Below are 15120 nucleotides of genomic sequence, written 5' to 3' on the forward strand. Positions count from 1 at the left end.
GCTTTTCAAGTCCCGCCGCCGTCCCTACAATTTGCTCATTCAGCATACTGAATGAATGCATTTCCGGTACCGCCAACACAGGAGACAGACATGTTCCCCCTCAACACCTGGTACGTGGCCTGCGCGGCCCACGAACTCGCCGACAAGCCCCTGGGCCGCACCATCTGCAACCAGGCGATCGCGTTCTACCGCGCGCAGGAAGGCAAGGTCGCGGCGGTGGAAGATTTCTGCCCGCACCGCGGCGCACCGCTGTCGCTGGGCTTCGTCAGCGAAGGCAAGCTGGTCTGCGGCTACCACGGGCTGGAGATGGGCTGCAACGGCAAGACCATCGCCATGCCCGGCCAGCGCGTCGGCGGTTTTCCCGCCATCCGCAGCTTCCCGGTCGAAGAGCGCTACGGCTTCGTCTGGATCTGGCCAGGCGACAAGGACCAGGCCGATCCGGCGCTGATCCCGCACATGGAGTGGCACGACCACCCCGAGTGGGCGTACGGCGGCGGCCTGTACCACGTGAAGGCCGACTACCGCCTGATGGTCGACAACCTGATGGACCTGACGCACGAAACCTATGTGCACAGCACCAGCATCGGCCAGCCTGAAATCGACGAGACGCCCTGCAAGACCACGGTGAATGGCAACGAGGTGGTCACCAGCCGTTTCATGAGCGACATTCCCGCGCCGCCGTTCTGGAAGGCCGCGCTGCGCGCCCGGGGCCTGGCCGACGACGTGCCGGTCGATCGCTGGCAGATCTGCCGCTTCACGCCGCCCAGCCACGTGATCATCGAGGTCGGTGTCGCCCACGCGGGCCACGGCGGCTACGACGCGCCGGCCGAACACAAGGTCTACAGCCAGGTGATCGACTTCATCACCCCGGAGACCGACACCTCGATGCACTACTTCTGGGGCATGGCGCGCAAGTTCAAACCCGAAGACGCTGCGCTGACGGCGCAGATCCGCGAAGGCCAGGGCAAGATCTTCTCGGAAGACCTGGAGATGCTGGAACGCCAGCAGAAGAACCTCAGCGCCTTCCCCGAGCGCGCGCTGCTCAAGCTCAACATCGACACCGGCGGCGTGCAGTCGCGCAAGGTGATCGAGCGCCTGATCGCCGAAGAGAAAGGTGCCGCGGCATGAGCACGACGATCCGGGTGCGCATCGCGGACCGCCGCGAGGAAGCGCGGGACATCTGCGGTCTCGATCTGGTGGCCGCCGACGGCGGCGCGCTGCCGGCCTTCACCGCTGGCGCCCACATCGATGTGCACCTGCCCGGCGGACTGGTGCGGCAGTACTCGCTGTACAACGCACCGGGGGAAACGGGGCGCTACCGCATCGCCGTGCTGCGCGACGCCGCCTCGCGCGGCGGCTCGGCGGCGGTGCACGATCAGCTCCTGCCCGGCACCGAGCTGCACATCGGCACACCACGCAACCTGTTCGCCCTGCAGGCCAGCGCGCCACACCACCTGCTGCTGGCCGGCGGCATCGGCATCACGCCGCTGCTGGCGATGGCCGAGCAGCTGTGGGCGCAGGGCGAGGCCTTCGACCTGCACCACTGCACCCGCTCGCGGGAGCGCACCCCGTTCATCGCCCACACCGCGGCGGCACCGTTTGCCGCCCGCGTGCAGCACCACCACGACGACGGTGCGCCCGGACAGCGGCTGGACCTGGCGGCCACCCTGGCGCAGGCGCCCGCCGGCACCCACCTGTATGTCTGCGGACCGACCGGGTTCATGGACGCGGTGCTGTCCGCGGCCCGCACCGCCGGCTGGCCCGAGGAACGCCTGCACCGCGAATACTTCGCGGCGGCGCCCGCGGACACCAGCGGCGACGGCGGTTTCGAGCTGGAGATCGCCAGCACCGGCCGGGTGATTCCGGTGAGCGCCGGCCAGAGCGCGCTGGCGGCCCTGCTGGCCGCCGGGCTGGACATTCCGATGTCGTGTGAACAGGGGGTCTGCGGCACCTGCCTGACCGGCGTCAAGGCCGGCACGCCCGATCACCGCGACCAGTACCTCACGCCCGAGGAGCGCGCGGAGAACAACCAGTTCCTGCCCTGCTGCTCGCGCGCCAGCAGCCCGCGCCTGGTGCTCGACCTCTGATCAGAAACGGTCCGAGCGCTCGTTGAGCACGCACCAGTACAGCTCGATCTGTTCGGCCACCTCGACGAACTTGCTGAAGCTCACCGGCTTCTCGATGTAGGAATTGACCCCGATGTCGTAGGCGGTCTTGAGGTCGCGGTCCTCGCGCGACGAGGTCAGGATCACCACCGGGATGCGCCGGAACCGTTCGTGGCCCTTGAGCTGCCGCAACACCTCCAGCCCGCTGATCTTGGGCAGGTTGATGTCCAGCAGGATCACCGCCGGCACCGGCTCGCCCGCTTCCCAGCGCGGGATGTAGGCCAGTGCCTCCTCGCCGTCGCGGGCCACCTGGACATGGTTGGTCAGGCGCTTCTTGTTGAAGGCCCGCAAGGTGAGGTCCAGGTCCATCGGGTTGTCTTCCACCAGCAGGATCGGCGGCGGTTGCAGCGAAACGTTCATTCAGGGAACTCCAGATAGAAGGTGGCACCGGCACCGGGTGAGCTCTCGGCCCGGACACGCCCGCCCATGCGCTGCACGGCCTTGGCCACCAGCGCCAGTCCGACGCCGGTGCCCGGAAACTCCTCCGCGCGGTGCAGCCGCTGGAAGATGCCGAACATGCGATCGTGGTATTTCATGTCAAAACCCACCCCGTTGTCACGCACCCAGATGACACGGTGGCCCGCTTCGGACCGGGCACCGATCTGCACCACGGGCGGGTGGCTGTCGCGGCTGAATTTCAGCGCGTTGCCGATCAGGTTGCGCAGCACCACCTGGATGCCTTCGCGGTCCAGCGGCAGGGTGAAGCTGGTCATTTCCAGCCGGATCTCGGCGCCCTGGCGCTCGATGTCGGCGTGGCAGACGTCCAGCACCAGATCGACCATGGCCTTCATGTCGATCGGTTCCGGCGCCATGTCGCGGCGCTCCATGCGCGAATACTCCAGCAGGTCGGAGATCAGCTCGCCCATCTGCTGCACGCCCTGGCGGATGCGGCGCACGAACTGCTGGCCCTCGTCGTCCAGCTTGGGGCCGTATTCCTCCACCAGCAGCTGGCTGTACCCGTCGATGCCCCGCAGTGGTGCCTTCAGGTCGTGCGAAACGGTGTACGAGAAGGCCTCGAGTTCCTGGTTGGCCTGGCTCAGCTGGGCCGTGCGCTCGGCCACCCGCTGCTCCAGCTCCTGGTTGATCTGGCGCAGCTTCTCTTCGGCGCGCACCGACTCGGTGATGTCGAGCAGGGTGCCGATGTAGCGCGGCTTGAGACCCTGTTCTTCGCGGGAGATGCGTCGCGCGGTGCGACGCATCCAGCGCGTCGGCCCATGCTCGGGGTTGGTCCGGAACACAAAGTCTTCCGGGGGCCCGCCTTCGCGGATGCGCTGCATGTCCGCCATCACCTGTGACCGGTCGTCCGGGTGGATGCGGTCCAGATACTGCGCATCGGTCGGTGGCCGCGAGGCCGGCTCCAGCCGCAGGTTGCGGAACAGCTGGGCCGAGACCTTCAGGCGCTGGGTCTCCGCATCGCCAGCCCAGCTGCCCAGCAGCGACACGGTTTCGGCCTGCTCCAGCATGTCGCGCAAGTCTTTGGCGGCCTGGTCAGCCAGCACCCGCTCGGTGACGTCCATCGTGGTGCCGAAAATGCGCAGCGCCTGCCCGTTCCCGTCCCGTTCCACGCTGGCCCGCTCCTCGACATGGCGCACGCCATCCGGCCTGACGATGCGGTGCTCGATCTTCAACACATCCGCCCCCTGGTGGGAACCGGTGCTCTCGACATGGGACTTCACCCGTGCCAGATCGTCCGGATGCACCACGTTCAGGTAGGCCTCGATGCTGGGCACCACCTGGCCGGGCTCGTAGCCCAGCACCCGGAAATGGTGATGGGACCAGCTCACCTTCCCTTCGGGCAGTTCCACGCTCCAGCTGCCGATCAATGCCACCGACTGGGCTTCGTCCAGCCGGGCCCGCTCCAGACCCAGTGCAGTCTCGGACGCCTTGCGCTCGGAGATGTCGCGCAGGATCGCCGACAGGTACATCGGCTGACCGTCAGGGTCGCGGTGGGCGATGATGAGTTGCGACATCGGCACTTCGTGCCCGTGGGCGTCGTACACTGCCGTCTCGCCCAGCCACCGGCCGTGCTCGATGGCCGCCGGTATGCCTTCTTCACGCACCTTGGTGGCCGCCCACGGCGGATGCACGCGCTCGATCACGTCGGCCAATGGAGTGTCCAGTGGCAAGGCCAGCATGTCGTAGCCGGCGCGGTTGAAGTAGAACACCCGCCCTTGCGGATCGGCCATGCTAACGATGTCCGACGTGGTCTCCAGCACCGACACTAGCCGGTCGCGCTCGCGCTGGGCCTCGACCAGCTCGGTCTCGTCCACCACCATGCCGACGCATCGCACAAACTGCCCCTCTTCGCGCTCGAACTCCGCACGCACATGCAGGTGGCGCACGCCGCGCACGGGATTCAGGATCCGGCAGCGCAGATCACACGGCTGACCGGTGTCGGCACCTCGACGGACCGCCTCCCGCACCAGTGCCCTGTCCTCGGGCACCACCAGGGCGTCGGCTTCTTCCAGCGTGAAGTCCGGTCGCTCGGGATCGGTGCCGTAGATCACCAGGGCATGCGGGGATGCAACGAACCGCCGGTTGCGCAGGTCCAGCGTCCAGCTGCCCATGTGACCAATGCGCTGCGCCTTGAGCAACTGGTCCTGCATCTGCTGCAGCGCCTGCTCGTAGCGCTTGCGTTCGGTCACGTCCTGGATGGTCGCGAACAGCTGCCGGACCTGGCCGCCCTCGTCGCGCACCGCACGCACGTCGAGCTCGGTGTGCACCAGGTGCCCGTCCTTGCGCACGAAGCGCTTGGCCATGCGGTACCCGTTGCGCCGACCCGCGACCAGTTCGTCGAACAGCGTCACGTTGCGCTCCAGATCCCCCGGTGGCGTCATCTCGGCCCAGGTCATGCGCAACAGTTCGTCCCGCGAATAACCGAGGATGTCGCACAGCCGGTCGTTGACCTGCAGCCAGCGCTTGTCGCCCGGGGAGGAAATCGCCATGCCCAGGAACGGCAGCTCGTAGAACATGCGCAGCAGCCCGGCCTGCTCCCGCTGGGCCCGCTGGGCCTCCTTGCGCTCGGTCACATCCAGCAGGATGCCGCTGATGCGCACCACCGCACCATGTTCGTCCCGTTCGTGGCGGGTATGGTCGCTCACCCAGGCCGTGGAGCCATCGGCCCGAAGGATCCGGTATTCCTGTCGGTACTCGTCGGGGCCTTCGGCGAGGAAGCGGTCCACCTCGTCCCCCACCCATGCGGCGTCGTCGGGATGCAGCAGGGAGGCAAACGGCACCTTGCCCTCCACCAGCGCCTTCGGTTCATAGCCCCACTGGCGGATGTTGTCGTTGACGTAGTGCACGGGCCAGCCGGGCTCCCGTCGCCATTCGATCACCACCAGCGGCGAACGGTTGACCAGCTCGCTCATGTGCAGGGCGACGGCCCGGTCGGCCTGCAGCTGTTCGGCCATGCGGTCGGCGGCCCGTCCGATCAGCGCCAGCTCGTCGCGCCCGTCGATCCCCGAGCGCACCGCCAGGTTTCCGGCCCCCATCGCACCCAGCGCATCGGCCAGGCGCAACGCCCGCCGGAACCACATCACGTGCAGCAGCAGCGCCAGCAGCCCCGCAAAACCCAGCGCGGCCGCCGCCTCGATCGAGAGGTCCCGCAGCGCAGCCCGCCGGTGCTGCGCCAGTGGAATGGAGATGTCGACCAGTGTGACCAGACGGTGTCCATCCAGCAGCGGCACCCGGCCGGTGATGAGCGGCAAATCCTTCACCTGGGCCATGTCGATCGCCGGACGCACCGGCCCCTGGAACAGCGCGGTGACCAGATCGCGCTGCTCGACCCGCGCCAGCGCCTGGTCCAGTGGCACGCCGATGTCCGAGCGAGAGAGAGACGCCAGCACCCGGTTGCTGCCGTCGACCAGGTAAGCGTGGTTGAGCCCGTCCAGCACGCCCAGGGACGACACGATGCGGCGCAGCGTCATCGCGTCGCCGTTGCCCAGGCCGATGTCCAGCCGGCTCTGTTCGATGCTCAGCCGGTCCCTCAGACGTTCGCGCTCGAACTCGACGACGTCGGTCGAAATGTGGTGCATCTGCCCCGAGTACCGCAGTCCGATCGCGCCCAGCGCCAGCAGGAAGATCATCAGGGGCACCATCCGGTGCCCCGCCATGCCCAGCAGCGCCTGGCGCAGCGCCCACCTCATGGCTGGCGCTCCTGCAAGCCGCGCAGCCGCTGCGCCCAGTCTTCATCGAGCAGCCGTCCCCAGTCGGGCGTCTCCTTGATCAGCCCCATCAGCTGCAGGGTGAGCGCCAGCCCTTCGGACTGCTGGCCCAGCACGCGCGGACGGCCCGACAGCAACGCCTGACGTTCCTCGGCACTGTAGAACCGCAGGCCCTGCAGGGTCGCCAGGTAGTCGGCGGGCGTGAGGTCGGCGCCGACGGCCAGCACCTGGGCCGCGAGCTGCGGTTCGCGTTGCATGGCCTCCAGTCCGCGTTGCCAGCCCAGGGCCAGCGCCTCGACCTGTTCGGGATGGCGGTCCAGCACCCGGGCTTGCACGACCAGCACGTCGACGATGTCTCCCGGCATCTGGCGGCTGTCGAAGATCGCGGAGAAACCCGCCGCCCGCATGGCGCCGGCCAGGGGTTCGAACGTCACGGCCGCATCGACACGTTCCGTGCGCAGGGCAGCCAGATGCTGGGACGCCTCCATGTTTTGGACGACGACTTCCTGCGGCTGCAGGCCTCCGGCCTTCAGCAGACGCTGCAGCATCAGCGCACCGACAGTGGTCTTCTCGACCGCCAGGCGCCGCCCCCGCAACTGGGCGGGCGACCGGATGTCCGAGCGGGCCACCACCACATCCGCACCGGCCGATGCCGAGAGCACCCCCACGATGCGGACGTCCATGCCTTCATCGGCCAGGCGCAGCGCCTCGTCCAGCGTCAGCGCCGCGCCGTCCAGCAGTCCGTTGCGGAAGTGGCGCAGCGACTCGGAGCTGGACGACAGCTCGACCACCTTGACCAGCGTCGTGTCCAGCAGCCCCTTGTCGCGCGCCAGCACCAGCGGGTCGTAGCCGACCCAGGGGTTCATGCCCACCTTGAGCGGGGGTGTTGGTACCGGCTGGCAGGCAGCCAGCATGACCGCAGTGGCAGCGACGCCCAGCCCGGACAACACCCTCCACAGGCAGCGCCACGCGAACGGCAACGCAACCCGCGTGTCGCACCGGGTTGGCGCCCTCCCTGTTGACGGTGAAACGTGGGTCATGCGTGCGTTGAACGACAGCAATCCTGAATCATTTTGTCACTGCCATTCTCGGTGACAAACGGATTTGCTGCGCCCGTGCGCACCCTGAACACCAAAGCGCTAGCGCATGGCCGATCACTCAATCAAAAGCGCTCATCAACGCTGGCTCCGGCCTATTCCACCGTCACCGACTTGGCCAGATTGCGCGGCTTGTCGACGTCGGTGCCCTTGGCCAGGGCCGTGTGATACGCCAGCAGCTGCAGCGGCACCACGTGCAGCAGCGGGCTGAGCGCGCCATAGTGCTCGGGCATGCGGATCACATGGATGCCATCGCCGCTGTGGATGCGTGTGTCGGCGTCGGCCAGCACATAGAGCACCCCGCCGCGTGCGCGCACTTCCTGCATGTTGCTCTTGAGCTTTTCCAGCAGGGCGTCGTTGGGCGCCACCGTCACCACCGGCATCTCGCTGGTCACCAGGGCCAGCGGGCCGTGCTTGAGCTCGCCGGCCGGGTAGGCCTCGGCGTGGATGTAGCTGATTTCCTTGAGCTTCAATGCCCCTTCGAGCGCGATCGGGTAATGCAGGCCGCGGCCCAGGAACAGCGCGTTGTCCATGCGCGCGAAGTCTTCGGACCAGCTGATGATCTGGGGTTCGAGCGCGAGCACGCCCTGCAGGGCCACCGGCAGGTGGCGCATGGCCTTAAGGTGTCCGGCTTCCTGCGCGTCGGAGAGGCGCCCCCGCACCTGCGCCAGCGCCAGCGTGAGCAGGAACAGGCCCGCCAGCTGGGTGGTGAACGCCTTGGTCGAGGCAACGCCGATTTCCACGCCGGCGCGCGTGGTGTAGGCCAGCTTGCACTCACGCACCATGGCGCTGGTGGACACGTTGCAGATCGTCAGCGTGTGCGGCATGCCCAGGCCCTGTGCGTGGCGCAGCGCGGCCAGCGTGTCGGCCGTTTCGCCGCTCTGGCTGATGGTCACGACCAGGGTCTTTGGGTCGGGCACGCTGGTGCGGTAACGGTATTCGCTGGCGACCTCGACCTGCGTCGGGATCTGCGCGATCTCTTCGAGCCAGTACTTGGCCGTGCAACCGCTGTAGTAGCTGGTCCCACAGGCCAGGATCAGCACACGGTCGATCTGCTTGAAGACACTGTAGGCGCCGTCGCCGAACAGTTCGGGCGTGATGCCGCCCACGCCTTCGAGCGTGTCGCCGATGGCGCGCGGCTGCTCGAAGATTTCCTTCTGCATGTAGTGGCGGTACGGACCCAGCTCGGCCGCACCGCTGTGCGCATGCACCGTCTTCACCGGGCGCTGCGCCGCGTCGAAGCTGCGGCCCTGGCCGTCGGCCACCCAGTAGCGGCCCAGCTGCAGGTCGACCAGGTCGCCCTCTTCCAGATAGACGATCTGGTCCGTCACGCCCGCCAGCGCCATCGCGTCGCTGGCCAGGAAGTGCTCCTTGCCACCGTCGCCGACGCCGAGCACCAGCGGTGAGCCGGCGCGCGCGCCGACCACGCGGTGCGGCTCGTCCTTGTGGAACACCGCCAGCGCGTAGGCACCGTGCAACTGCGCCACCGCGGCCTGCAGCGCCGCAAAGACGTCGCCGTTGTAGAGCGAGTCGATCAGGTGGGCGATGACCTCGGTGTCGGTCTGGCTTTCGAACACGTAACCCTTGGCCTGCAAGGCGGCGCGCAGTTCGTCGTGGTTCTCGATGATGCCGTTGTGCACCAGCGCCACGCGCCCGGCCGCTCCGTTTGCCGAGGTGTTGCCCGGGCCGTGGCTGAAGTGCGGGTGGGCGTTGTGCACCGCCGGCGCACCGTGCGTGGCCCAGCGGGTGTGGGCGATGCCGGTGCCGCTGCCGATGTGTTCGGCCTTGACCTGCTCGATCAGTTCGGCGACGCGGGCGGTGCTGCGCGCGCGCCGCAGGCCGTCCATGTGTACCGCCACCCCGCAGGAGTCGTAGCCGCGGTACTCCAGCCGCTGCAGACCCTGCACCAACACGGGAACCACATCACGCCCCGAAACGCCCGCCACGATGCCGCACATAGTCCTTCACTCCAGATGATTGTTGAATCGATGGGATCGCATGCTAGAAGCCCGTGAAAGAAATAGGCTTTCAAAAATGTTGTCTCTGCAGAATTTTCAACCGACAATTTACAGTCAAAATGGTTTATTTCATTTTCAATCAATCTATGGAACAAGAATTTCTTGATGCCACCGATCTGCGCCTGCTGGAACTGCTGCAGGACGACGCCAGCCGGCACAACCAGGCGCTCGCGGCGCTGGCCCACGTGTCGCCGCCCACCAGCCTGCGGCGCATCAAGCGCCTGCGGGAAACCGGTGTCATCGAACGGGAGGTCGCCATCCTGAACCCGGAACGGCTCTCGACCGTGACGGGCCATGGCCTGACGGCCCTGGTGGAGATCACGCTGGAGCGCCAGGGCGCCGAACACATGGAGGCGTTCGAAACCCATGTGCTGCCCGACCCGGCGGTGCAGCAGTGCTACCGCGTCAGCCCGGGCCCGGACTTCATGCTGGTCGTGCACACGCGCGACATGCCGGCCTATCTCGCGCTGGCGCAGCGCCTGTTCACGGCCAGTGCCAACGTGCGCAACGTCAAGGCCTTCTTCAGCGTCAAACGGGCCAAGTTCGACCCGCGCCTGCCGCTCATCGCCCCCGCGGGCACACCGTCGGCCCACGAGTAACAAAGGGTTAATTGCCTGTTTTCAAAGTAACACCAACCTAGAATCGCCACACAAAAATTCTGATAGCAGACCGGAGGTTTCATGTTGCCGTTGTGGATCGCATTCTTGCTGGCCGTGGTGCTGGTTGCTGGTGGCGTCTGGGTCTACCGGCGCTACTTCCGCAAGGCGTCCGGTCGCGAGGACCGTTACACGCCAGAGCGCATCCTGACCCCGGAACAGGTCAGCATGCTGGACTACCTGCGCGACACCTTCCCCGACCAGGTCGTGCTGCCCAATGTGGGCCTCAAGGACATGCTGTCGGTGCGTCGCGCCAGCGACCGCGAACGCGCCACGGACCGCATCCGCAGCGAGAAGGTCGACTTCGTGGTCTGTGACGCCGAGGGCCGCCCGGTCTTTGCCTTCGACGTCGAGCAGTACCACCTGAGCGATGCCAAGGCCAAGGCCCACCGCATCAAGATCAAGAACCGCATCCTCAAGACCGCCGGCGTGCGCTTCCTGTTCCTCAAGAACAGCATCCACCGCATGCCCGATCCGAACGATTTCCGCCGCCAGCTCGACCTGGCCGCGCTGCCGCGACCGAAAGCCCAGGAACCCGAACACGGCGAAAGCATGCGCCAGCAGCTCGAATCCAAGATGTCCGAGTACGACACGCTGGTCTACCCGAACACCGGCTTCAAGGAATCCGAGATCATGGGCCTGAGCGGCCTGATGGGGCTGGGCGAAGCCAAGGCCGACCGCAAGTCGGAGCGGGACCGCCAGATCGAGAACGTGCGCCGCCGGGCCTGAGCTCCCGCACGAACACCGCGACCCGCAAGGGCTGACGCCAGTTCCGGCCTCAGCCCTTTTTCTTGGCCGGCCGCGACCAGTTGGGAATCACCACCTGCCGGCCGCGCGCCACGCTCAGCGCGCCGGGCGGCGTGTCCCTGGTGATGGTCGATCCTCCGCCGACCGTGCCACCGGCGCCGATCGTGAGCGGCGCCACCAGCACGCAGTTGCTGCCCACATGCACGTCGGCCTCGATCACGGTGCGGTGCTTGTTGGCACCGTCGTAGTTGGCGGTGATGCTGCCGGCGCCGTAGTTCACGCGCTCGCCGACCACCGCATCGCCGAGGTAGGCCAGGTGGTTGGCCTTGGCGCCGTCGGCCAGGGTCGAGTTCTTGACCTCGACGAAGTTGCCGATGTGCACCTCGCGCCCGAGTTTCGCGCCTGGGCGCAGCCGGGCGAACGGACCGATCAGGGCACCCGCGCCCACCGTCACGCCGGCCTTCTCGCCCTCGATGTGCGTGAACGGATGAATGACGGCACCCTCGCCGATCACCGCGTTGGCGATCACGCAATTCGCGCCGATGCGCGCGCCGGTGCCGAGCTCGACCCGGCCTTCGAACACGCAGTTGACGTCGATCTCCACATCCTGGCCGCAGACCAGTGTGCCGCGCACATCCAGCCGCGCCGGATCGGCCAGACGGACGCCCTGCTCCATCAGCGTTTCGGCGACGCGGCGCTGGTGGGCGCGCTCCAGTTCGGCCAGTTGCACCGGGCTGTTGACGCCCGCCACCTGCAGCGCATCCGTGATGCGGTGAGCCTGTACTGGCAGACCATCCGCCACCGCGAACTTCACCACGTCGGTCAGGTAGTACTCGGCCTGGGCATTGTGGTTGTCCAGCCGCGCCAGCCAGCCACGCAGCAGCTGCGTGGGCACGGCCATGATGCCGCTGTAGATCTCGGTGATCGCGCGCTGTGCTTCGCTGGCGTCCTTGTGCTCGACGATGGCGGCCACCGAGCCGTCGGCCGCGCGCACGATGCGGCCGTAGCCGGTCGGGTCTGGCATGTCCAGCGTCAGCAGCGCAAGCTGCTGGCCACCGCAGAGGTCAAGCAGGGCCTGCAGGGTTTCCGGTTTCGTCAGCGGCACATCGCCCGAGAGCACCAGGGTCACGCCGCCGTCCGGCAGCACCGGCACCGCCTGCTGCACCGCATGTCCGGTGCCCAGTTGCGGCTCCTGACGCACGAAGCGCAATTGCAGCGCCGCGGCCGGGTCCGCCACCGGAGCGACCAGCCCGGCCTCGACCTGTTCGGCACCGTGGCCGGTGATTACCACCACCGACCGCGCCGATACCCGGGCCGCCGTGTCGATCACATGCTGGGCCAGTGCGCGTCCGCCCAAACGGTGCAACACTTTGGGCTTGCTGCTCTTCATGCGCGTGCCTTTGCCGGCCGCCATCACCACCACATCCACAGGGAATGACATGTCCACCTTTCCTGAGGCCACCAAGGGCACTTCCACCTATCTGCGGATTATCGCCCGCGGTCTCGTGCTGGCCCTGATGCTGCAGCTGCTGTCCGCCTGCAGCGCATTGCGCCTCGCCTACGGCCAGGGTGCCAGCCTGGCCTACTGGTGGATCGACGGTTACGCCGACCTCAACGAAGTGCAGACGGTGCAGATGCGGCGCGACATCGACGGCTTCTTCGCCTGGCACCGGGGCACCGAGCTGCCGTACTACATCACGCGGTTGCAGCAGTGGCAGCAGCTGGCCACGGCCGAGAGCAGCACCGACCTGGTGTGTGCGCAGTTCGACGTGCTGCGGGCGGCCTACCTGCGGGTGATCGACCGCAGCCTGGAACCCATGGCGCGGCTGGCGATGACGATGACGTCGGCCCAGCTGCAACACCTGCAGCGCAAGTACGCGAAAAACAACCAGGAGTTCGAACGCGACTACATCCGCGTGAGCGCCGAGGAACGCATCGATCACCTGATGGGCAAGGCACTGGACCGCTACGAGCCGGTGTACGGCAACCTGAACGACACGCAGCTCAAGCTGCTGCGCGAGCGCATCCGCCAGTCGCCGTTCGACGCGGTCCGGGTGAATGCCGAACGCCTGCGCCGGCAGGCCGACCTGATCAGGACCCTGCGCGAGCTGCAGGCCGACCGCACTACCACCGTGGCGACGGCCACCACCGCCCTGCGCCGCTGGCACGACCGCGTCATGCAGTCGCCCATCCCGGGTTTCGCGGCCTACAGCGACGGCCTGGTGCGCAACGGCTGCGAGCAGTTCGCCGCGATCCACAACACCACCACGCCCGAACAGCGCGCCCACGCGGTGCAGGTGCTCAGGGGTTACGAGACCGACCTGCGCGCGGTCGCGGCGCCGTACTGACCAGGACCTGCAGCGGCGGAACGTCGAGTCTCAGGCCAGCCACCAGACGGCGGCCAGCGAGACCACCGTGACCGGCACGCCGGTGATGACATGGCGCTTCCAGTCGAGCACGACGCCCTCCTTCGCTGCCAGATCCGCCACAATGAGGTTGGCGATCGACCCCACCAGCAGCAGGTTGCCGGCAAACGTGCTGACCAGCGCCAGCCGGACACCCGCAGCCGCCGGGTCGGCGCCCAGGTGCGGCAGCAGCAGCATCACCGCCGGCACGTTGGACACCAGGTTGGACAGCAGCGTACCGACCACCAGCAAGGCCCCCGGCTCGGACAGGTGCACGCCCTGAGCGCCGAGCCAGGCCACCGCCTCGGTGGCCAGCCCGGTCTGGGCGAACGCGTGGTTGACGACAAACAGCCCGATAAACAGCAGCAGCAGGGGCCAGTCCACGAAGCCCATCACGTCGGCCGAATGGAGGCGGCGACTGAGCAGCAGCACCGCCGCGCCGACCAGGGCCGCCACCTCGCGGTTCCAGTCGGTGAACAGAAACACCCCCATCAGCACCACCGCCACGGTCAGACCCTTGGCAGTCTGCCAGCGGTCGAACGGCGCATCGTCTCCGGCGTCCGCATGCCGTTCAGGCGGGCGGACCGGCACCGGCGCGCTGGCACCGGCGCCCGGACCGAATGCCAGCCAGACCCACAGCAGCAGCAGGCTCGCGCCGACCGGCAGCACCGCGGCCCGCAGGTAGCCCCCGAAAGGCAATTGAAGCACCGAGCCGATCAGCATGTTCTGCGGATTGCCGATCAGCGTCGCGGCCGACCCGATGTTCGCGGCGCAGGCCAGACCGACCAGGAACGGCACCGGAGGGAGCCCGCGCTGCAGGCACAGCCGAGCCACCACCGGCGTCATGGCCAGACAGACGATGTCGTTGGAAAACACCGCCGACAGGACGCCGGCCACCACGATCAGCGCCGCCAGCAGACCAGCCCGGGACAGCGGCAGCGCGCCGACCCGGCGCGTGACCTCGGTGTAGAAGCCCCCCATGCGCATCTGGGCCGACACCACCATAAAGGCGAACAGCAACACGATGGTTGGCAGGTTGACCGATTGCGCCGCTTCTTCCAGCGGAAGACCCGACAGGGCAATGACCGCAATCGCACCGAGCAGGGCCACACCCGAACGGTCGAGCTTCAGGCGCGGCAGACCGCCAAGAAACATGCCCAGGTAGACGACGGCAAACACCAGCGCCACGCCCCAGCGCGCGGTGTCGGTCGGTATGAAAACAGGGGAAACGGCCATGAGAACTACAGATGGATACACGATTGTCGGCGCAAGATGTCGCCCCGCCGGCGGGGGAACGGTATTACCATCCTTGATACACGCCTTCGGGAGCACAGCATGACCACGTCCAACAAATCTTTGACCCTCTGGAAAATTTTCCTGGGCAGCCTTCTGGCCCTGGCGCTGACAGGCTGTCTGCCCGTTCCGATTTTCGAGGTCACACCCAGCACCGCACGCGCCGGCACCGAGCTGACCTTCGATGCCTCCGGCTCGGTGGTCGCCACCGTGCCCGAAGGCAACGTGGCCGTGGGCTGGTCGTGGAGCTTTGGCGATGGCGAAACGGCCAAGGGCGAAACGGTGACCCACACCTACGAGAAGGCCGGCACCTACACGATCAAGCTGACCGTGACCGACAGCGCCGGCCGCGAAGCCTCGATCGAAGAACCGCTGGTGGTCAAGGAGGCGCTGGCCACAACCACCACCGACACGACCGACAGCACCGACACCAGCACGTCGACCACGACATCGACCACCGCGACGACCACGCAGTAAACCCGCCCTCCTTCGTGAAAAAAGCCCACCCCGGTGGGCTTTTTTCATGGCCATCCAGGTGCCGATGGGGCAAGGCAGCGTCCATCCATCGCGGATGCA

The 15120-nt window shown here is 67.4% G+C and carries 12 protein-coding genes; 6 read left to right on the forward strand and 6 right to left on the reverse strand.

Annotation, left to right across the window (positions count from 1 at the left end):
- The first annotated feature begins 90 nt into the window (after positions 1–90).
- Together ACS5NL_RS12325 and ACS5NL_RS12330 are read left to right on the forward strand one after the other, a co-directional pair.
- Entirely contained in the window at positions 91–1128 is a 1038-nt protein-coding gene (locus ACS5NL_RS12325) for a Rieske 2Fe-2S domain-containing protein (protein WP_439354116.1), read from the forward strand.
- Complete coding sequence (locus ACS5NL_RS12330) at positions 1125–2087, forward strand: PDR/VanB family oxidoreductase (protein WP_439354117.1); 963 nt, start codon at positions 1125–1127, stop codon at positions 2085–2087. Before ACS5NL_RS12325 ends, ACS5NL_RS12330 begins: the two co-directional genes overlap by 4 nt.
- Here ACS5NL_RS12330 and ACS5NL_RS12335 read toward each other — a convergent pair whose 3' ends face one another.
- The 4 genes from ACS5NL_RS12335 to glmS all read right to left on the reverse strand — a co-directional run bounded on the left by ACS5NL_RS12335 (position 2088) and on the right by glmS (position 9383).
- Entirely contained in the window at positions 2088–2525 is a 438-nt protein-coding gene (locus tag ACS5NL_RS12335) for a response regulator (RefSeq protein WP_439354118.1), read from the reverse strand. It abuts the gene before it with no gap.
- Positions 2522–6310: a PAS domain-containing protein gene (locus tag ACS5NL_RS12340; protein ID WP_439354119.1), complete on the reverse strand. Its 3789-nt coding sequence runs from the start codon at positions 6308–6310 to the stop codon at positions 2522–2524. The genes ACS5NL_RS12335 and ACS5NL_RS12340 overlap by 4 nt, the downstream gene beginning before the upstream one ends.
- Positions 6307–7242: an ABC transporter substrate-binding protein gene (locus ACS5NL_RS12345; RefSeq protein ID WP_439354120.1), complete on the reverse strand. Its 936-nt coding sequence runs from the start codon at positions 7240–7242 to the stop codon at positions 6307–6309. Before ACS5NL_RS12345 ends, ACS5NL_RS12340 begins: the two co-directional genes overlap by 4 nt.
- 278 nt (positions 7243–7520) lie before the next feature.
- Positions 7521–9383, reverse strand: coding sequence for a glutamine--fructose-6-phosphate transaminase (isomerizing) (gene glmS / locus ACS5NL_RS12350; protein ID WP_439354121.1), 1863 nt, complete (start codon positions 9381–9383; stop codon positions 7521–7523).
- 146 nt (positions 9384–9529) lie between these two features.
- Between glmS and ACS5NL_RS12355 the strand changes: the two genes are divergently transcribed.
- Entirely contained in the window at positions 9530–10042 is a 513-nt protein-coding gene (locus tag ACS5NL_RS12355) for an Lrp/AsnC family transcriptional regulator (protein WP_439354122.1), read from the forward strand.
- Between the two features lie 81 nt (positions 10043–10123).
- On the forward strand, positions 10124–10828 hold the full coding sequence (locus tag ACS5NL_RS12360; protein ID WP_439354123.1) for a DUF2726 domain-containing protein: 705 nt from the start codon (positions 10124–10126) through the stop codon (positions 10826–10828).
- A gap of 49 nt (positions 10829–10877) precedes the next feature.
- Here the strand turns inward: ACS5NL_RS12360 and glmU are convergent, their stop codons facing one another.
- Positions 10878–12287, reverse strand: coding sequence for a bifunctional UDP-N-acetylglucosamine diphosphorylase/glucosamine-1-phosphate N-acetyltransferase GlmU (gene glmU, locus ACS5NL_RS12365; RefSeq protein ID WP_439354124.1), 1410 nt, complete (start codon positions 12285–12287; stop codon positions 10878–10880).
- Between glmU and ACS5NL_RS12370 the strand changes: the two genes are divergently transcribed.
- Positions 12286–13194 (forward strand): DUF6279 family lipoprotein, encoded by a 909-nt coding sequence (locus ACS5NL_RS12370; protein WP_439354125.1) that lies wholly within the window; start codon positions 12286–12288, stop codon positions 13192–13194. The two genes, glmU and ACS5NL_RS12370, sit on opposite strands and share 2 nt — an antisense overlap.
- Before the next feature lie 30 nt (positions 13195–13224).
- Here ACS5NL_RS12370 and ACS5NL_RS12375 read toward each other — a convergent pair whose 3' ends face one another.
- Positions 13225–14487: an anion transporter gene (locus ACS5NL_RS12375; RefSeq protein ID WP_439354126.1), complete on the reverse strand. Its 1263-nt coding sequence runs from the start codon at positions 14485–14487 to the stop codon at positions 13225–13227.
- Between the two features lie 99 nt (positions 14488–14586).
- Between ACS5NL_RS12375 and ACS5NL_RS12380 the strand changes: the two genes are divergently transcribed.
- Positions 14587–15021: a PKD domain-containing protein gene (locus tag ACS5NL_RS12380; RefSeq protein WP_439354127.1), complete on the forward strand. Its 435-nt coding sequence runs from the start codon at positions 14587–14589 to the stop codon at positions 15019–15021.
- The last annotated feature ends 99 nt before the right edge of the window (positions 15022–15120 follow it).

Source organism: Hydrogenophaga sedimenti, from assembly GCF_051857515.1.
Taxonomy (GTDB): Bacteria; Pseudomonadota; Gammaproteobacteria; order Burkholderiales; family Burkholderiaceae_C; genus Hydrogenophaga.